Below are 16,595 nucleotides of genomic sequence, written 5' to 3'. Positions count from 1 at the left end.
GCGGGTCCCGCTCGCAGACAGGGTGAGTTGCGAGGGTCGGAGCTGATGCGCGGCTGCTGTACCTGCACCGCCGTAATCCGGACGTCCCGATCGAGGAGACCGTCGGGGCGATGCACGACCTGGTGACCGAGGGGAAGGTCCGCCACCTGGGACTGTCGGAGGTCAGCGCGGCAACCCTGCGGCGGGCGTGCGCGCAGGCGCCCATCCGCGCCCTGCAAAGCGAGTACTCGCCGTTCACTCGCGGCCTGGAACGTGAAATCCTCCCGACCGCACGTGAACTGGGAGTCGCACTGGTGGCGTACGCCCCACTCGGGCGCGGCCTACTCACCGGCACCGTGAACATCGAGGACCTCGCCGAGGAGGACATCCGGCGGAACCAGCCCCGCTTCCTCGGCGACAACCTCACCGCCAACCTCGAACAGGCCGCGCGCATCCATGCCCTCGCATCCGCCGCCGGCTGCACCCCCGCACAACTGGTACTGGCCTGGCTCCTCGCCCAGGGAGAAGACATCTTCCCGCTGCCCGGCGTCCGTCGGCGCACCCACCTCAGCGAGAACGCGTCCGCCACACAGATCACGCTGCCCGGCTCCCTCCTCCAGGCACTGAACAACACGTTCACGGAAGCAGCCGGCGCCCGCGCACCCGACACGTCCCGCCTGGAGCAATAGGCCCATGCCCGGACCTGACTCTGATCGCCACCACGCCCCTGACCGGCCAGGCGCTGTCGTGGGTGCCGGCTCCGTCGGCCCTGACCGGTACAGGGGACCCGTAGCAACAGGTCTGGTGGCTGGGGGTGGTTATGCCGGCGTCAGCCGGTCAGGTGGTTGTCGATGTCGCGGGCGGCGCGGTAGCCGCTTTCGGTGGCCCCGTCGATGAAGGACTGCCACGCTTTCGCGGAGTCGGCGCCCGCGAAGAGCAGCCGGCCCTCGGTGGTGCGCAGGTCGGGCAACACCTGTGCGAGTCGTCCGGGCCGGTAGATGCACCAGGTGCCCAGGGCGAGGGGGTCGCTGGCCCAGTCCCGGCCGACGACGAATTCGACCTCGACGCCGGGCAGGAGCGGCTGCAGTGCCTCCTGCATGCCGGTGGTGTCGTCGAAGGCGGTCATGGGCAGGCGTTCGGGGTTGGCGGCGAACACGATCAGCCACGTCCCTCGTGGGCCGCTGGCGTAGGTCACTGCCCAGTTGACGGCGACACGGTCGGCGACCGGCTGACCGGCCGAGCTCTCAGGCTCCCGGTCCGCTCGGCCTCTCGGTGACGGCGGGGGCGGCGGTGGCGGCGGGGGCGGCGGGGGCGGAGTCCTCGGTGTAGTAGCGCCGTAGGAGTTCCCGCTCGGCGTCCCGGTGCGGGAACATGAAGAAGATCAGCAGCGCACCCAGGGCGATCGCGGCCAGGCCGACGGTGTACGCCCAGTCGTCGCCGTGGAGGAACGACTGGCGTGCTGCCGCGACGATCTGGTCGGCGTACTGGGGGTGCTGCTGGGCGACCTGCCCGGCGGAGGCGAACGACTTCGTCAGCTCGCTCTGGACTTGGTCCGACACGTCCTTGCTCTCGGGGGAAGCGGCGATCGCCGCGCTGAAGGCCGAGGCATAGCCGGCCGTGAGGAGCACGCCCATGACGGACTGCATGATGGCCCCGCCGAGGTCCCGTTGCAGGTCGGCGGTGCCTGAGGCCATGCCGGCCCGTCGCACGGGCACCGATCCGGTCAGCGAGTGGGATGCGGGCGTCCCGGCGAAGCCGGCGCCGATTCCGATGAGCACGTAGGCGAAGCCGATCTGCCAGTAGCTGCTGTCCTCGCCCCAGAACAGCAGCATCCAGGCGAAGGCGAGGAAGAGGAATGTGTAACCGATCAGCAGGGTCGTGCGGGCGCCGCGTGTCTCGACCAGCTTCGCGGACCGTGGTGCCACGAGCACGATCATCACGACGAGGGGGAGGATGGCGGCGCCGGCTTCGACGGGGTTGTACTCGAGCACGTTCTGCAGGTACTGCTGGCTGATGAACGCCGACCCCATCATGGCGCCGTACACGATGATTCCCGCGCATGCGGCGACCCAGAACGTGCGCCGGCCGGCGATGTGGAGGTCGTACAACGGGTTGGGAGCCCGGCGCTGACGCCAGAAGAACGCCGCTCCGGCAGCCAGGGCGATCACGACGAGGCCGACGACCAGTGCCCCCTGGCCGGGCACGGCGGCGAAATTGATCGCCAGCACCAGTCCCGCGATCAGGAGGACGGACAGGATGCCGCCGAGGTTGTCCACCGGTTCGGCTGACTCGTTGGCGTGCGCGGGGACGAACAGCAGGGCCATGACCAGCGCGACCACGGCGAGGGGAAGGGTGACCAGGAACACCGACCCCCAGTAGAAGCGTTCGAGCAGCGCGCCCGCGATCACCGGCCCGAGCAGGGAGATGCCGCCGCCCAGGGCCGACCACAGCGCGATCGACTTCGTCCGCTCCGGCCCCGCCCACAGGGCGGTGATCAGTGCCAGGGTGGTGGGGTAGGCCATGCCGGCCGAGAGCCCGCCGAGGATCCGGGCCACCACGAGGACGGTGTCGTTCGGCGCGTACGCGGCGAGCAGGCAGGCGGGGACGGACAGAGCGATGCCGAGGAGCAGCAGCAGCTTGCGCCCGTGACGGTCGCCGACCGCACCCAGATAGAGCACCGATGCGGCCAGGCCGAGGGAGTACCCCACGGCGATCATGTTCAGCGTGGTCTGGGAGGAGTCGAAGGCCTTCCCGATCGCGGGCAGCGCCACGTTGGCCACCGACAGGTTCAAGTTGGCCACCGCGGCAACGACGATCAGGGACGCCAGAACGAGCGACGCCCGCGCCGGGGCCTCACGCGGAACGTCGGTGCGAGGCGCGCCGCTTTTCGACATGGAACCTCCGGGGCAGGCGAAGTTGGGCTTGGCGAGAGTCTTGCCTGATCCACCGTGCAGCACATCGCCCCATTGGGATGACACGCCCACCGTCGCCGACGCGGTCCGCCCGCCCCGCGGGTGCCCGCCGCAATGCCAGTCCTCCAACCGGAACCGGCGCGTCCCACGGCCGTCGACCCGGGGCAGTCGCGCCGAGGCATCCGGATGCCCGGCGTAGCTGCACCTGGAACGGGCAGGGAATCACGCTCGGTACTGAGAGCCGGTCGTCGGGGGACGGAAGCCTGGGCCTTCGGCCCGCTCCCCGAGCCGCATTTTGACCGCTGACCAGTGGTGGTGTCGGCGGGGCGTGCCCAGGAGCGGCGTCGGCTCCGGCTTGGGCGGGGACTCGCCCCCGAGTTCGCGGAGGCGCCTCGGGCTGATTCCGTTTCCATGTGAAACCGATCTTCGGGCGCTCGTTGTGACTGCGGGTGTGCGCTGGGTGCACGCCCCGGAGTGCAGCCGGATGGTGTGCGCTGGGCAGACGGGGTGGTTGTTCATGAAGGCTATTTCGACGGGCGCGGAGGTGTCGTGGCATGTGTCGGCATTCCGTTTGGGGCAGGAGGAGCCGGGGGCGGCCGAGTTGGTCGGCCTGATCCGGGAGTTGCGGGCGCGGACTCTGTTCGATCGCGGGCGTCGGCCGGACTTCCGGACGGCGGATGGCGCCTATACGGACAATCAGGATCTGGATTTCGGCGCCTGGCACTTCATCGCCCGCCGGGAGGCGGGCGGCCGGCCGCTGGGCTACGTGAGGCTCTCGACGCCGGAGACCGGGGAGCTCTTCCAGACCCGCGCGTATCTGGGTGCGGAGCGCTACGAGGACGTGCTTCGTGCGCACGGGCTCGGTGTGGCGGAAACGTTTGAGCACAGCCGCTTGGTGGTCGAGCACCAGGCCCGCAAACTGGGTCTGGGGGTCTATCTGAACGCCTTCGCCATCGCGGCCGCACGCTGCCTCGGCGCCAAGGCGATGATCGGGACGTCGGGTACGGCGGACGGGCAGGACCGCTTCCACGAACGGTTCGGTTTCCATCCGGTACCGGGAACGCGCCGCTACGTGGAGCACTACACCGAAGACGTGGCGATCATGCTGTACCGGGCCGCCCAGCGGAGCGGGCAGTACACCGACCTGATCGAGGGGCTGGAAGGGGACTTCCCGGCTGCCACCGTAACCGCCCAGCAGGCCGGGCTCGGCGCTGCCGTCGAAGCCTGCCTCCTCCCGGACACCGAAAGCCGGCGGCCCGTCGGTGCTGTCGCGGCCGAGGCCGAGGCCGACGGTGCCTGGCGGCCAGTGCTCCTCGACCTGCAACGCGAACATGACCGAGATGCCTTGGAGACCTCCTGGGATCGGGCGAGGTCCGCCAGGTCCTGGACACGATCGACGAACAGCCGAGCGAGCTGGTCAGTGGACGCGGTGTTCACCGCGATGGACTCCGACGACGACAACCAGATCCCCCTTTCGGTCCTGACCACGATGTTCACCCGCGGCGGCCTCAGCGAGGACGACGCCGCGGAAGCCGCACGCGTCTTCGACGTCGACGGCGACGGCACGGTCACCCACGAGGAATACGCCGCACCCTGGCAGCAAACCTGGCCAAAAAAGCCAGAAAGTATATTTTTTTACCTACTATGCACTCGCATGCCGGTGAGGCCGGGTCCTTCTCGTATGCTCCGACGCATGCGACGCACCTTCATGCCGCTCGCCGTCGCCGCTCTCGCGCTGACCGGGTGCACCACCGAGCAGGACAAGGCTGCGAGGTACTGGGACGGCCACCGGTTCGGCGAGCAGACGGCGACGGACTACGCGAGGCGCGTCCTCGACACCAACTTCACGTTCTGCACGACCGGCGGAGAGGTGGCTTCCCGGCAGGACATGTGTACTCGGCCTGGCGGCGTGGACACCCGGTACCCCGCTTCCGCAGGACGGCGGGAGTGCGCCGACGCTCTGCCCGACGGCCTGGGTGGCGACGAGCGCGAGGCGTGGAACGAGGGCTGCACCACTGGCATGTCCCGCTCGGCGTCCCGGATGTCGTGACCTACGGCGCCGACCCGAAGAAGTGACCGTCAGCACACCCCGCTTGGCTGCCGGGATCGGTGCCGGACGCTACGGCAGGGTGTCTCCCGCGGGCTCCGGCTCGAAGGCGTTCCGCAGACGTTCGTCCATCTCAGCCCGCAGTTCAGTCAGCCGCGAGAACAGCGCCTGTTCCTGGTCAGACAGGTAGTCTCCGGACTTCATCCTTGCCACCAATCCGTCAATGGCGTCCGACAGAACCTCCAAACAGATGCTGGCCGCCGCGTTGAAGCCGTCGTTGTATTCAGCGTCGAAAACACGGACTGCGCCGGTTCTCATCGCGTCGCCCAGTTCGCGCATGACGCGGTTGCCAATCGACATGCTGCCCCTCCCGTTCATCGTGCTCTTCACCGAGTGATGAACGTACCGTCCGGCTTGCCAAGTTGGCGATCTCGGGCCGCTGGCGCGCTGTCGACGTAGGGCTCCGCAGGGCCTTCGCCGAGCGGCACGGCGCACTATCCGCCTCGACGGGAACCAGCGCTGAACCGGGTGTTCATGCTCTGGCAGCATCGTCACCACAGCCAGGCGGTGGAGTGCCGCATCCGGGACAGGGCGCGGGCATCGCGGCGCGCGGCGGCACTGCCGATGCGGTTCTGCCGGGGCCGGGGCCGGGCCGACGCGACTGCCCTGCGTAGAACCGGCGTATCCCGGCCGCCTTGCGCTGCTTGCGCAGCTCCTGCTTCTTCTCCCGGTCGGTCTTCGGCTTCCGGGGCCGCTTCCAGATCGCCTCCCAGGCCGGCAGCGGGCCGTACGCTGCGGCGCGCTCCTGGACTGCCTCCCTCAGCCGGGCCGCGACCGCTTCGATCCTCGGGTCCTCAGGCGGCACGGTCATGCGACTCCTCCAGTGGATGTGGTCCGGCCCGGCGCGAGCGCCGCGGGCTGCTGGGTGCGCGGCGTCGCCGTGGCGGGCTGCGGTTGGGTGCGGCGAGCGGCGGCCCGTTTCCGGATACCGCCCTGGAGCTTGGCAGTCATCCGGGCGGCGGCCTCCAACGTCCGGCGGGTCTGCTCCACCGTGGCGACGTCGGTCGCCTGCTCCCGATTCCGGCCCGCCTTCCGGTCCGGCCTCGGGCTCAGGCTGGGGGTAGGGGTTTCGGTCGCACCACGCAGTTCCTGGTCAACGACCGCGCCCAGATCACCGCAGAGATCGATCCCACCGGCGCGACGACCCGCTTCGAGCACGACAGCCGAGACCGACTCCTCGCGCGCACCGACCCGCTGGGCCACACCACCCGTTTCACATACGACGAAGCGGGCCGACTGAGCAGCGTGACCCGCCCAGACGGCCGCCAGTCGCAAGCCGAGTACAACGCCCTGGGCCTCCCTGTACGGGTTGCACACCCTGACGGCAGGGTCATCCTCCAGACGTACGCCGGCCCCCGGACCGGATCCGGTCCGGGGGTGTGGTGTCAGCCCTTTCGGTGTCAGCCCCTGCGTCGGCGGTTCCGGGCGACGATCGCGCGGGTGACCACGGGCGGGAGCAGGTCCTTGGCCAGCTTGCGCCAGCGGGCACCGGGCCGGCGCGCGGGGGCGGGAGCGGGGGCGGGAGCGGGGGCCGGCGCCGGTTCCGCCGGCGGCGCGGGGTGTAGCGGCTGCGGGGGCACCGGCGCGACCACGCCCTGGTCCCCGATGCGTACCAGGGGGCGGCCGTCGATCACGTCCACGCCGTGCCAGAGGTCGGTGCGCTCCTCCAGCCACGCGAGCAGTGCCGCCTGGTGGGGCGCCGGGTCGCCCCAGGTTGCGTAGAGCTTCGAGGCCGAGACGCAGATGGGGTGCAGTTCGCCCGTGATCACGGCGGTCCAGACGGCGGCCGCGACGCCGGGGCAGTGCTCGGAGCGGTAGTCGTCGAAGACCACCACGGCATCCGGGGTCGCGACGAGACGCGAGGACGCGATGTCCGTGACGACGTGCTCGTAGAGGTGCGAGGCGTCGACGTGCACGAACCGGCAGCTCGTCGGCTTGACCCGGTCGGCGACGACCGAGGTGGGGGCTTGGATCAGTGTCGGCAGCGCCTCGTGGAAGGCCAGGTAGTTCGTCTCGAAGCCGCGCCGGGTGAGCGTGGGGTAGGAGCTGCGGTTCTCCGCGACGTTGAAATCGTCCGTCGCGGGCGAGTCGAAGAGGTCGCAGACGGTGAACTCCTCACCGGGCCGGAGGTACCGTCCGAGGAAGATCGCGCTCTTCCCCATGAAGGCACCGAGCTCCAGCAAGTCGCCCGGCTGCCCCTCACCGCTGTTCTGACGTGTCAGGAACCAGTCGAAGAGCACCTGGTCGTACGCCGAGAACCAGCCTTTGACCTCGTCGTACGTGGTGGGGACGAGCGGGGTCGGCTCACCGTCGGGGGTCGTGACGGAAGCTTGTGAAACGTGCGACACGGAGAGTCATCCTCCAGCGGAGTGGCATCGGTTTTCACGCTGATACCCGGCCGGGTAACGGAACCCTAAGCCCTGGGCGGAGGTGTGACGAGACGTGAGCGGGATCGATCTGTGATTCCTGCCCGCGCACCCCGTGCGCTCAGACCTCGGTCCGGCCGCGCAGCCGCTCGATGGCGGCGTTGCGGACGCGCCGGGTCCGGGCGGCGGTCGCGAGCTGGTACAGCGCCTCGTACCCGTCCTGGTGCTGGACGGCGGGGCGCCGGCACCAGTCGGACGCCTCGGTGAGCTGCTCGGCGGACCGGGGCTCGCCGCGGGTGATGACCTTGGGCAGCGTCCACTCGCGCTGCCGCCGATCGGGGAACACCCGGGCCGCGAGCACGCCGGTCACGGCCCGGGACCATGCCGGGAAGCCCTCGTCCGCCGGCAACTGCGCCGCGCGGCCGTTCAGACGGGTGACCACCGCGCTCTCGGCCGTCACCGGGCCGGGATCGCGCGGCACGGCGGCCACGGCCTCGGCCTCTGGCTCTCCCCCGGCGCTCCCCCGGCGCTCCCCCGGCTCTCCCCCGGCTCTCCCCCGGCGCTACGGCCAGGGACTCCAGGTGGCGGCTGTAGCGCCAGTGCTCGGGCGGGGTGGCGGCGTGGTGGTGCGGCGGCGTCGGAACGGCTCATCGGGCGACGCCTTCGCGGACGTGTCCCGCCCAGGCACCGTCCGGGAGCAGCTCCCAGTCGATCTCCACGGTCCGTCCACGACGGTCCCGCGCGACGGCCGTCACGGTCTCGGTACGGGCCAAGCAGCCAGCCGAAGCGCCCACTGGAACGCCCAGTCTCACCAGACCTACCGCCTACCCAGCGACGCGCTCGCGCAGCAGATCGACCATACGACGTGCGCCTCTTGCTGTCAGTGGCACAGGGAGTGCTTCCTGCATGAGAGCGCCCTCCCTCTTCAGGGACAGCCGGGGCCGGTTCGTCTCTACCGGGGCTCAGAGGCCCGCCCCGGCGCTACGGTGGTGACCGACGCCGAATGATGCCCAGGAGCACTTGATGAGCGAACAGCCGGCCCCCGCCAGCACCGTGCGGCAGCAACTGGAGCCCGCGGCCGCCGACGCGGTCCGCGCCTACGCCGCCAAGACCCGCGAGAACGCCGACCGGCTCGCCGCCGTCCTCGAGGACATCGCCACCAACGGCCTGCCCGCGGTGGAGGAGTGCACGCCCTGGGAGGAACTGCGCGAGGCCCATCTCGCCCGCCTCGCCGCCCAGCGTCCGGCCGTCGCCTGATGGCCGGACGGCGCGCCAGAATCGCGTTCGGCGAGTCCGCGGCCAAACAGCTCGAAGACCTCACCACCGAACGCGAACTCCACGCCCTGGACCGCGCACTGGTCGCCATCTCCGTCGACCCCGAGATCGGCGGGCCGATCCCGGCCGACGGCACCGGGCCCGAGCTGCGCCAGTACGCCGACGAGATCGAGGAAGTCCGCGTCCTGTACTTCGTCACCGCACTGCGCACCGTCGTCGTGGTCGCCTACATCGAGACCTGACCCGGACGACCGCGGTCAGGTCTCCAGAGGCGGACGTCCCGATGACGGCTTCGGCTCGACGTCCTTCTCGACGCGTTCCGCGAATCCCGGCTCCACCTCGACGCGAGTGTGCGCCTGGGGTCCCCTGTCAGCGGCGGCCAGTGGCCAGGATGACGAGGAACTGGCCACCGCCCGCCTCGATGCCGGCGGTCACCGGCAGCCCCGGTACCAGCCGGGAGAAGCGGTCCACCAGCCAATCCGCCGCCTCCTGGGCGTCCTTCCTGGACGGACAACGACCCACCACCTCGCGGCCGCCCTTGCGCTCCAGCCTCTCGGCAACGGCGATCAGCGGCGCGGGTTCGACTACGTACAGGCGCTCCGGCCAGGCGATGACCACCTTGACCGCGCCCTTGCGCGTGTTGCACCCGCGGTGCGCGAGCCGCTCGGCGACCTTGGCCTTCCGGTCGGCGGTCCGGCTGTCGACACTGGGCCCCCGCGGGTCGTTCACCGACTCGTCGGGGTCGACCGGTTCGTCACACACCCAGCACTGCCAGCCGTCGCGCTCGGCCACATCATCAAGGAGACTCATCCGAGCAAACTACCTGCCCGGCCACCACCCCGCGTACCAGGGCCGGCACGGCGCGGGTCAGGCCGGCTCCCACCGCGGCCGCAGTACGAGAGATGCTGTCTGGCGCGAGTCGGGGAAGCACGAGGAAACCGGGAGGCCAGGTCTCGGTCTTCACCGCGCCATCGGGCGCAGCCGTCCACCCCGCGTCGCAGACGACGCTCAGGCGGAGGCCATGCGGGCGAGCAGCGCCCGAATCCCGCCGACGCGGTAGTGGTTGGGGTGGAGGTAGCGTTCACATGCGGTCAGCGACTGCTCCTCCGCTGCGGCCACCAGGTCCGGGAACCGGTCCTGAATCAGAGAGCCGCCGCGGGTCTGCAACACCACCTGCCCGCCCGGGGAGGCCGGGGTGAAGAAGATCGCGCGGTGCCCGTCGAACTCCTACTCGAAGGCGGCGCCGCCCGCCGGCACTCCCGGGCCCGGCAGCGCCTCGGCGGCCTGCGCCGGCATCGGCTCAACCGGCGGTCGCAGCGTCACCAGGTGCCTCCCTCCTCAGTCGGACCGGGCAGCCGCGCTCTTTACGTGCCCCGTGCCGTCGCGGTTACCTGGAGCGCACAAGGACGAGCCACGGGGGCGGGCATGGCGGGCTGGCATGGAGGATGGGCACGCGGGCTCTGGCGGACCGCAGTGGCGCTGGCCGCGCCGCCGCTGACCGCGGCCCTGGCGTTCGGGGTGGCCTGGAAGTCGGCGTACGGGTCGCTGGGCAACTGGGGGTTCTTCCTCGGCGGGCTGCTGCTCCCGCTGGTCCTGCTCGGCTGGCACGCCGCCCTCGCCGCGCGGCGCGGGGCCTCGCTCATCGCGCTGTCCGCCCTCCCTGCCGGCCTCGGCGCCATCCTGGCACTGGCGTCCGTGGGGCACAGCGCGCTGGAGGACCGGGGCGTCGAGATCAGCTGCGTCGTGCTGAAGGTCACCGAGCACACCGAGACGCAGTCCTCCATGGACGCCGAGGGCCACTGGACCTCCACGACCCGGACCTCGTACGACCACCGCCTGGACTGCCCCGCGGGCGGCCCGGAGCACCTGGACACCCCCTCGCGGCTCGCGGAGGAGGGCGGGTCCCTGGCGGTGGTGCACGACCCGCAGGGCAAGGTCTCCCCGCGGGCTGCCGGGGACGTCCACGGCCGGGGCCTGCGCATCGCAGCCGAGGTGGCGGTCGGGGCGGCCGTGCTCCTGGGGCTGGCCGGCGGGATCCGGGAGGCGTACGAGAAGCGGCGCCGGAGGCCGCGGCGGCCGACAGGGCGGTGAAACGCCTGCCCGAGGGCGGCACCTTCCGGCGTTCCGCCACACCCCAGCCCAGCACCGGTGAAATCCGATGACGCACACCCAGTGCACATCACAGGACGCCCATCAGGCTCCAGCGGCCCCGCCCCACGTACGGAGGACGAGGTGCGTCCGTTGGTCGACGGCCGGGACCTGCTGGCGGAAGTCCACCCGGACGGCACGTCGAGCTGCTCAAGCCGGCATTTTGCCTGGCCCCGCCGAGGGATGGCCGTTCGCGGCCTCGGACGAACCGCGCCGGGTCGAGCTGTCCAACAACGGCTGTGTCACCTCGTGCTGCGGAGGCATCTTCGTCACCATCCGGCGCCAGGGCGACCGGGTGCTCTGGACGTCCTGGGAGAACACACACGACAACCGGATTCCCTTTCCCACCGACCTGCACTTCGACGCGGCCCAGTACGACGCCGAACTGGCCAGGGCAGGCGCGGACGTCAGCTGGGAAGAGCCAGTGGACACCGCCGCCCGGCTGCTGGCCCAGGAACTTGCGGACTGACAGGCCCAGAGCACGGGGAGCGCGCAGTGATCGCCGTCACACCGAAGCGTACGGAGCCCGCACGCGTGACGGTGCGCTTGGGCCGCCAAGGTGTTGCGTGGGCACCGGGGGAGGATTTGGTCCGCGACCTGCTCATGACCGGTCAGGAACCCGTTCGGGAGCTCGTTCGGCGGTTCGCCCTCGGGCTCACGGCCGAGGACCCCGGCAACACGTTCGGCCCGCGGTGAGCACCGATTGCCGATCCTCCCGGATGGGACCCGCCGGGGCACCGAATGAAGGTGACCAGGGCGACTTTGATCAAGGTGTCGTGCGACCGGTTGACCGCTGGCCCCTGGAAGCGTGCCGGAGAGCTCAGAAGCGAGCCCTTCGGGGCGCGGCAGGTGCCAAGCCGTCGCCTCAACAGCGTCGGCATCGCCTCCGGCCCGGCCTTTAACGCCCGCGCCGGCGTCCGGGAAGCCGGCAGCTACCGGACCTACATCACGGCCGACCTACAAGATGCTGACACGTCTTCAGGTCGCCGACACCGCAGAGGAGTTCGACGCCGCGCTGGTCGGCCGAGGCGGGAAGGTCGGGTCGCGGGCACGGGCACAGCGCAGGGCGGCGATGGTGATGTCCAGCAGGTGGTGCTGGTGGGCCTCGCGCAGCCCGACCGCCTGGTAGTCATCGGCCGGGCCTCGTTCGCCGGCAACGTCGCCGTGGTAGCGCTGGCCACACTGCAGCTCACCGGGTCGACGGTCGGGCGCGTTCAAGGAATCTGCAACACCCTGTCCGGTGACAACATCATCACCTGTCACCACCCTGGACTCGGCGCCCTGTCACCAGACCAACCGCCCCAAGCCCGCCACGCACCGCACTGGGCACGCAGGATCTACGGCGCGGCTGCTTTGGTGAGCTTCAGGGTCACCGGTCCGTCCGGATCGGGGCGGAGATACACCTTCTTCGGACCCGCCATGTAGAGCTGGACGTCGACGTCCAGCTCACCGTCATCGGCCTCCAGGTAAACGAAGTTGCTGCGGGTGAAGTCCCATTGACCACTGAAGTCGACGGGGTCAGCACTTCCCCACCCCGTGACCTCGCCTTCCGAGATGTCCGTGGCGGAGAACGTTCCGTCGGCATCGAGCAGGATCTCGCCGCCCGTCTTGTCGTTGCGGTACACGCCAGGCAGCTCATCAGGATCGACCGAGCCCGCACACCCCGAAGTGACCACCGCAGCAGCGATCAGTACAGCAACGAGCCCCCATCCACCTGTCACCCTCTTCACCGCAGCCCCAGCACGCATGTTCACACGCCTCTCCCCAGAGGTTGGATAGCCGGCCCTGCAGCCGCACCCCCTATTTGAACACGCTCAAAATTGAGACTTTCGCCGGGTCCCACCATCGGCACATCGGGACTCGACTGGGCGCGGTGATGCTGGACTGCTGTCCCTGAACGTTCCTGCCACGGCGCTGACCTGGTGCGAGCCAAGGGGACGGAACCACGCGGCGCGTGTTCGAAATCGGTTGCCGTCGACGTGTCGCGTGCGGTGATACTCCTGCATGAGCAGGATTGCGCAGGTCATGGTGTTGGCGACGTACGCGGACGAAGTCATGGAGCCTCTCACCCGCTTTGACGAGTCACGCAGCTGGGCGGGCAAGTTCGAGCCGCTCGGGTTGTTCGTCGGCGGCTGGGTTATGGAGTTCTACAGGCAGTACACGCGCTCGGGTCTGTTGAAGCACTTGGAATCGCTGCCGTGGCCCAACCCCGAGCAGGTACAGGTACTGATCCATGACGAGGAGGACGACTGCTTCGGCCTGTGGATGATCTACGACGGCGCTCTCGTCGAGGTGCCGCTTCCTCGTGTACAGCGGTTCCACGCCCCGGCACCAACGTCAGATGAGTTCTCGCCAAGCCCGGGATATCTCTGGCGGACGGACGGGAAAGCCAAGGTGCCCGCAGGCTTCTCGACCGAACCTCAAGACCCGCGACCGGCCTGGTAGCGCAACAGCCCAAGCCATCCTGCCCGCCCCCACAAATACATGACGATGCCGCCGTGCCTGCGGCCCGCACAGCGCCGGCCGCTTACCCCTGCACCAAAGGCCCCCGCACGCCGTCTCAGGCATCGGCGGTGGTTCCGTCCCGCTCCGGGAGCAGTTCGGGCATCCCCTCCACCAGCACGACGACGGCGACGACCTCACCGGCGTCGCAGCGGCCGATCCACACGGGGTAGGTACCGTCCCCGGTGGTGGCGAAGGCCATGAGTTCGCCGCCGGAAGCCTCGTCCCAGGTGCGCTGCATGAACATGGAACCGTCGTCGATGTCCTCGTACCCGTCCAGGTCCGGCTCTCCCTGGATCAGCCCCCGCTCGTAGAGCGCGACGAGTGGCTCCCAGGCGGCGGCGTCGGCGAAGCAGCCGGTGGCGCCGTCGGTGTCGAATCCGGCGATCTGTTCCTCGATGAACAGCCGGGGGTCGTCGTCCGGACCCAGGGCCATCTCCCAGGTCGCGGCGGGGGTCTCGTCGACGAGCAGGCGTACCGCGGTGGGTCCCGTGGTCGTGACCTCCCTGTCCCGCCACTCGCAGTGGTAGCTGAAGCGGACCCGCGCCTCGTCGAGTACGTACTCCCCGGGCGGGACGGGGACGGTGATCGCCGGCTCTTCGTCCACGTTGTCCGGGCCGGCGACGGCCAGCAACCCGCTGGGCACGCGCAGGGTGCCGACCCGGCGGGGCTCCACGACGGTCTGCTCGGGGTGGTACCCGTCGGTCACCCGCACCCCGGGCCGGAACAACGCGCCGATCGGCCCGGGCTGCGCGGGCCGCGGCGGCCGCCAGCACGTGGCAGGGGCGTCCCCGTGGCCGCCCTCGGCGACCTCGGCGACCTCGAAGACCGGCGGCTCGGTGAAGCCGTGCACCTGCGCGGAGAGCAGCGGCCACTCCCCGAAGGCGGGCCGGACCATCCACTGCTCGTCGTCGCGGTGGGTGGGCGAGGTGGAGTACCCCCGAGGCTCCTCCGTCCGCCGCCCCCGACCGTCCGGGAAGAGGTCCACTATGACGCGCGGGCACTTCGGGTCGAACTCCGCCATCACCGGACCGGTGTAGTTCCAGGCGACCGTGTACCGGCGCAGCAGCCGCGCCGGGTCGTCCAGCAGCCGCATGTCCAGGTCGTAGGTGCGGCGGCCCTGGGCGTCGTAGACCCACAGCCCCACGTAGTGGTCCCGCCAGGAGACGAGCCGGACCTCCAGCGGAGCCTCCCGACCCGGCTCCCGGTACACCACCACGTACGGAAGCCCGGTGGCATCCCGCTCCCGGGCCTCCCCGGCCGACATCGGCCGCCAGGCCTCGCGGGCCTCCAGGTCCCACGCCTGCGCGTACCCCACCGCGACGACCATGACCGCTCCCTGTGCCTCGTACCTCGCGCCTCGCGCCTCGCGCCTCGCGCCTCGCGCCTGTGCAAGGGAGCCGCCGGCTGTGACAACGGCCGCAGGTCGTGTCCTTCGGGTCAGGCCGGATCAGTGAGCGGGGTCTGGTGCCGCGCATCACAAGGCCGAAGCCACGGCCGCCAGGGTCAGTAGGCCTCGTCCAGGCTGCGCTCGTTGACGCTGACGCAGCCGCCGTCGCGGTCGAGCTCGTCGAGCCAGACCTTCTCGTTCTCCGCGAGGTACGCGTGGAGGGCGCACGTGTTGCGCGCGAGGCAGGCGGGGATGTGGCATGCCTCCCTACTGCGGGCGGCGACGAGCCGTTGGCCGTAGCAGTGCACCGGCAACGGTGCGGAGTTCCTTTGGGTGCGCCGCCGCCTCGCGCCGGCGTCGCGACGCTGGACCAGGGGCCGTACCGCACCCGGTCAGGCGGGGGCCACGTCGGAGCCCCGCGTGCGCGTTCCCGCGGCCTCGTGCCGGAAGGAGCGGCGATAGGCGGCGGGCGTGGTGTGCACCAGAGCGTGGAAGCGCCGGCGGAGGTTGGCGGCCGAGGACAAGCCGGTCCTGGCCGCGATCGTCTCGACGGCCAGATCCGTCTCCTCCAGGAGGGCCCGGGCCGCCATCACCCGCTGCCGCAGCAGCCAGTTGCCCGGGCTCGTACCGAGCTGCTCGGCGAACCTGCGGGCGAGCGTGCGCGTGGAGACGGCCCCGAACGAGGCGAGGTCGTCGACGGTCAGCGGCTCGTGCAGCCGCTCGGCGGCCCAGTCCAGGACGGGGGCCAGGGAGTCGGGGGTGCGGTCGGTGAGGGGGAGCGTGGCGTATTGAAGCTGGCCGCCCTCGCGATGAGGCGGCATGACCATGTGCCGGGCGACCTGGTTCGCGTAGGCGGCGCCCTGGTCGGTGCGGATCAGGTGTAGGCACAGGTCGATGCCCGCGGCTGTGCCCGCGCTCGTGGCCACGTCGCCCAGGTCGACGTAGAGCACGTCCGGGTCGACCTGGATCCCGGGATGCCGCGCGGCGAGTTCGTCGGCCATGCGCCAGTGAGTGGTCGCCCTGCGACCCTCCAGCAGTCCGGCCTCGGCGAGCAGGAAGGCGGCGGAGCACAACGCGACAATACGGGCGCCGCGGCGATGCGCCCGCCGTAGCGCGTCCACGACGCCGGGCGAGGGAGCGCTCGCGCGCTGCACCCAGCCGGGGATGAGAACCGTCTGCGCGCGCTGCAAGGCCGACAGCCCGTGCATGACCGCCATGTCGTAGCCGGCCAGCGTCGGCAGGGGGCCGGGCCGCTCGGTGCAGACGTCGAACGTGTAACGGGCGGGCAGGCCTGGCCGGTTCAGGCCGAAGACCTCTGCGGCGCTGGCCAGCTCGAACGTGGACTGAGGCGGCAGGAGAAGGCACACCACGCGGTGAAGGCTCATGGCAGAAAAGTACCTCTCCACGTCAATCCTGACTCTGGGGCGGAGGCGGAGCGGCCGCGAGCATGATCTACGTGACTCAAGAACCCGACCTCGTACAGATCGTCCACGTCGATGACATCGACCCGACCGAGGTCGCTCCCGGCATCACCCGCAGGCGCTTGCCCGCCACGGAGTGGGCACGTGGGTGGGTGTACGACTTCGCCCCGGGTGCGCAATGGCCCGAAGAGGACGTGCACGAGACCGAGGAACGCTACTACGTGGTGTCCGGCGAGTTCATCGACTGCGGCCGACGCCTCGCGGCGGGCAGCTACGTGGTGTTCGCGCCGGGCAGCACGCACCGCCCGCGCACGGAGACCGGGGCGCGCATGATCGGGATCACCGTTCTCGGGTGACCGGTCGGCCGCGCCCGGCGCGCGGGCGCGGTGATGAGCCAGTCGGGTCGGGTCGGGTCGGGTCGGCGTCAGCCGGGGATGGCGGAACGCTTCTGTTCTGTGCACATGCCATGCCGGGCACGTGCACCCGGCCCGAGCG

General features: G+C 70.6%; 22 protein-coding genes. 8 read left to right on the top strand and 14 right to left on the bottom strand.

The window, feature by feature from the left end:
• Positions 1–110: 110 nt before the first annotated feature.
• Positions 111–668 carry an aldo/keto reductase gene (locus tag OG534_RS36140; protein WP_326586196.1) on the top strand — a complete coding sequence of 186 codons (558 nt, stop codon included), beginning with the start codon at positions 111–113 and terminating at the stop codon, positions 666–668.
• 140 nt (positions 669–808) lie between these two features.
• Here the strand turns inward: OG534_RS36140 and OG534_RS36135 are convergent, their stop codons facing one another.
• Both OG534_RS36135 and OG534_RS36130 read right to left on the bottom strand, forming a co-directional pair.
• A complete protein-coding gene (locus tag OG534_RS36135; protein ID WP_326586197.1) occupies positions 809–1,174 on the bottom strand; it encodes an FAD-dependent oxidoreductase in 366 nt (121 codons plus the stop codon).
• A 49-nt stretch (positions 1,175–1,223) separates the two neighbouring features.
• On the bottom strand, positions 1,224–2,873 hold the full coding sequence (locus OG534_RS36130; protein ID WP_326586198.1) for an MFS transporter: 1,650 nt from the start codon (positions 2,871–2,873) through the stop codon (positions 1,224–1,226).
• A gap of 535 nt (positions 2,874–3,408) precedes the next feature.
• Between OG534_RS36130 and OG534_RS36125 the strand changes: the two genes are divergently transcribed.
• The gene (locus OG534_RS36125) at positions 3,409–4,941 is read left to right on the top strand and encodes a hypothetical protein (protein WP_326586199.1); all 1,533 of its coding nucleotides are present in this window, start codon (positions 3,409–3,411) and stop codon (positions 4,939–4,941) included.
• A 69-nt stretch (positions 4,942–5,010) separates the two neighbouring features.
• On the opposite strand, the gene OG534_RS36120 is transcribed toward OG534_RS36125, so the two are convergent.
• The 5 genes from OG534_RS36120 to OG534_RS36095 form a co-directional block, all read right to left on the bottom strand.
• Positions 5,011–5,298: a hypothetical protein gene (locus OG534_RS36120; RefSeq protein WP_326586200.1), complete on the bottom strand. Its 288-nt coding sequence runs from the start codon at positions 5,296–5,298 to the stop codon at positions 5,011–5,013.
• 507 nt (positions 5,299–5,805) lie between these two features.
• Complete coding sequence (locus OG534_RS36110) at positions 5,806–6,201, bottom strand: hypothetical protein (RefSeq protein ID WP_326593265.1); 396 nt, start codon at positions 6,199–6,201, stop codon at positions 5,806–5,808.
• Positions 6,202–6,398: 197 nt separating this feature from the next.
• Positions 6,399–7,346 carry a class I SAM-dependent methyltransferase gene (locus tag OG534_RS36105; RefSeq protein WP_326586201.1) on the bottom strand — a complete coding sequence of 316 codons (948 nt, stop codon included), beginning with the start codon at positions 7,344–7,346 and terminating at the stop codon, positions 6,399–6,401.
• Between the two features lie 139 nt (positions 7,347–7,485).
• Positions 7,486–7,854, bottom strand: coding sequence for a hypothetical protein (locus OG534_RS36100; RefSeq protein WP_326586202.1), 369 nt, complete (start codon positions 7,852–7,854; stop codon positions 7,486–7,488).
• Positions 7,855–8,011: 157 nt separating this feature from the next.
• Entirely contained in the window at positions 8,012–8,137 is a 126-nt protein-coding gene (locus OG534_RS36095) for a hypothetical protein (RefSeq protein WP_326586203.1), read from the bottom strand.
• Between the two features lie 250 nt (positions 8,138–8,387).
• On the opposite strand from OG534_RS36095, the gene OG534_RS36090 reads away from it, so the two are divergent.
• Complete coding sequence (locus tag OG534_RS36090) at positions 8,388–8,621, top strand: hypothetical protein (RefSeq protein WP_326586204.1); 234 nt, start codon at positions 8,388–8,390, stop codon at positions 8,619–8,621.
• A complete protein-coding gene (locus OG534_RS36085) occupies positions 8,621–8,881 on the top strand; it encodes a hypothetical protein (RefSeq protein WP_326586205.1) in 261 nt (86 codons plus the stop codon). The genes OG534_RS36090 and OG534_RS36085 overlap by 1 nt, the downstream gene beginning before the upstream one ends.
• 127 nt (positions 8,882–9,008) lie before the next feature.
• Here OG534_RS36085 and OG534_RS36080 read toward each other — a convergent pair whose 3' ends face one another.
• Both OG534_RS36080 and OG534_RS36075 read right to left on the bottom strand, forming a co-directional pair.
• On the bottom strand, positions 9,009–9,449 hold the full coding sequence (locus tag OG534_RS36080) for a hypothetical protein (protein WP_326586206.1): 441 nt from the start codon (positions 9,447–9,449) through the stop codon (positions 9,009–9,011).
• A gap of 198 nt (positions 9,450–9,647) precedes the next feature.
• Complete coding sequence (locus tag OG534_RS36075; RefSeq protein ID WP_326586207.1) at positions 9,648–9,809, bottom strand: hypothetical protein; 162 nt, start codon at positions 9,807–9,809, stop codon at positions 9,648–9,650.
• Positions 9,810–10,064: 255 nt separating this feature from the next.
• On the opposite strand from OG534_RS36075, the gene OG534_RS36070 reads away from it, so the two are divergent.
• A complete protein-coding gene (locus tag OG534_RS36070) occupies positions 10,065–10,730 on the top strand; it encodes a hypothetical protein (RefSeq protein WP_326586208.1) in 666 nt (221 codons plus the stop codon).
• Between the two features lie 220 nt (positions 10,731–10,950).
• The gene (locus OG534_RS36065) at positions 10,951–11,256 is read left to right on the top strand and encodes a hypothetical protein (protein ID WP_326586209.1); all 306 of its coding nucleotides are present in this window, start codon (positions 10,951–10,953) and stop codon (positions 11,254–11,256) included.
• A gap of 509 nt (positions 11,257–11,765) precedes the next feature.
• Here OG534_RS36065 and OG534_RS36060 read toward each other — a convergent pair.
• Positions 11,766–12,005: a hypothetical protein gene (locus OG534_RS36060; protein ID WP_326586210.1), complete on the bottom strand. Its 240-nt coding sequence runs from the start codon at positions 12,003–12,005 to the stop codon at positions 11,766–11,768.
• 119 nt (positions 12,006–12,124) lie between these two features.
• Complete coding sequence (locus OG534_RS36055) at positions 12,125–12,535, bottom strand: hypothetical protein (RefSeq protein ID WP_326593415.1); 411 nt, start codon at positions 12,533–12,535, stop codon at positions 12,125–12,127.
• 256 nt (positions 12,536–12,791) lie between these two features.
• Here OG534_RS36055 and OG534_RS36050 point away from each other — a divergent pair, with 256 nt between their 5' ends.
• Entirely contained in the window at positions 12,792–13,232 is a 441-nt protein-coding gene (locus tag OG534_RS36050) for a hypothetical protein (protein WP_326586211.1), read from the top strand.
• Positions 13,233–13,347: 115 nt separating this feature from the next.
• Here the strand turns inward: OG534_RS36050 and OG534_RS36045 are convergent, their stop codons facing one another.
• The 3 genes from OG534_RS36045 to OG534_RS36035 form a co-directional block, all read right to left on the bottom strand.
• Positions 13,348–14,619, bottom strand: coding sequence for a DUF4241 domain-containing protein (locus tag OG534_RS36045; protein ID WP_326586212.1), 1,272 nt, complete (start codon positions 14,617–14,619; stop codon positions 13,348–13,350).
• A 176-nt stretch (positions 14,620–14,795) separates the two neighbouring features.
• A complete protein-coding gene (locus tag OG534_RS36040) occupies positions 14,796–14,993 on the bottom strand; it encodes a hypothetical protein (protein ID WP_326586213.1) in 198 nt (65 codons plus the stop codon).
• 78 nt (positions 14,994–15,071) lie between these two features.
• Positions 15,072–16,064: a GlxA family transcriptional regulator gene (locus OG534_RS36035; protein WP_326586214.1), complete on the bottom strand. Its 993-nt coding sequence runs from the start codon at positions 16,062–16,064 to the stop codon at positions 15,072–15,074.
• Between the two features lie 71 nt (positions 16,065–16,135).
• Between OG534_RS36035 and OG534_RS36030 the strand changes: the two genes are divergently transcribed.
• On the top strand, positions 16,136–16,456 hold the full coding sequence (locus OG534_RS36030) for a cupin domain-containing protein (protein WP_326586215.1): 321 nt from the start codon (positions 16,136–16,138) through the stop codon (positions 16,454–16,456).
• Positions 16,457–16,595: the final 139 nt, after the last annotated feature.

Source organism: Streptomyces sp. NBC_01294, from assembly GCF_035917235.1.
GTDB lineage: Bacteria > Actinomycetota > Actinomycetes > Streptomycetales > Streptomycetaceae > Streptomyces > Streptomyces caledonius.
The sequence above is the reverse complement of the archived record's forward strand: the minus strand, read 5'-3'. Positions and strand labels throughout refer to the sequence as shown.

What these genes read in the sequence shown, in the direction of transcription:
- OG534_RS36055 (WP_326593415.1), bottom strand. Translation starts at nt 12,535, where the DNA reads ATGCGTGCTGGGGCTGCGGTGAAGAGGGTGACAGGTGGATGGGGGCTC.
- OG534_RS36045 (WP_326586212.1), bottom strand. Translation starts at nt 14,619, where the DNA reads ATGGTCGTCGCGGTGGGGTACGCGCAGGCGTGGGACCTGGAGGCCCGC.
- OG534_RS36085 (WP_326586205.1), top strand. Translation starts at nt 8,621, where the DNA reads ATGGCCGGACGGCGCGCCAGAATCGCGTTCGGCGAGTCCGCGGCCAAA.
- OG534_RS36035 (WP_326586214.1), bottom strand. Translation starts at nt 16,064, where the DNA reads ATGAGCCTTCACCGCGTGGTGTGCCTTCTCCTGCCGCCTCAGTCCACG.
- OG534_RS36125 (WP_326586199.1), top strand. Translation starts at nt 3,409, where the DNA reads ATGAAGGCTATTTCGACGGGCGCGGAGGTGTCGTGGCATGTGTCGGCA.
- OG534_RS36090 (WP_326586204.1), top strand. Translation starts at nt 8,388, where the DNA reads ATGAGCGAACAGCCGGCCCCCGCCAGCACCGTGCGGCAGCAACTGGAG.
- OG534_RS36130 (WP_326586198.1), bottom strand. Translation starts at nt 2,873, where the DNA reads ATGTCGAAAAGCGGCGCGCCTCGCACCGACGTTCCGCGTGAGGCCCCG.
- OG534_RS36070 (WP_326586208.1), top strand. Translation starts at nt 10,065, where the DNA reads ATGGCGGGCTGGCATGGAGGATGGGCACGCGGGCTCTGGCGGACCGCA.
- OG534_RS36050 (WP_326586211.1), top strand. Translation starts at nt 12,792, where the DNA reads ATGAGCAGGATTGCGCAGGTCATGGTGTTGGCGACGTACGCGGACGAA.
- OG534_RS36120 (WP_326586200.1), bottom strand. Translation starts at nt 5,298, where the DNA reads ATGTCGATTGGCAACCGCGTCATGCGCGAACTGGGCGACGCGATGAGA.
- OG534_RS36080 (WP_326586206.1), bottom strand. Translation starts at nt 9,449, where the DNA reads ATGAGTCTCCTTGATGATGTGGCCGAGCGCGACGGCTGGCAGTGCTGG.
- OG534_RS36140 (WP_326586196.1), top strand. Translation starts at nt 111, where the DNA reads ATGCACGACCTGGTGACCGAGGGGAAGGTCCGCCACCTGGGACTGTCG.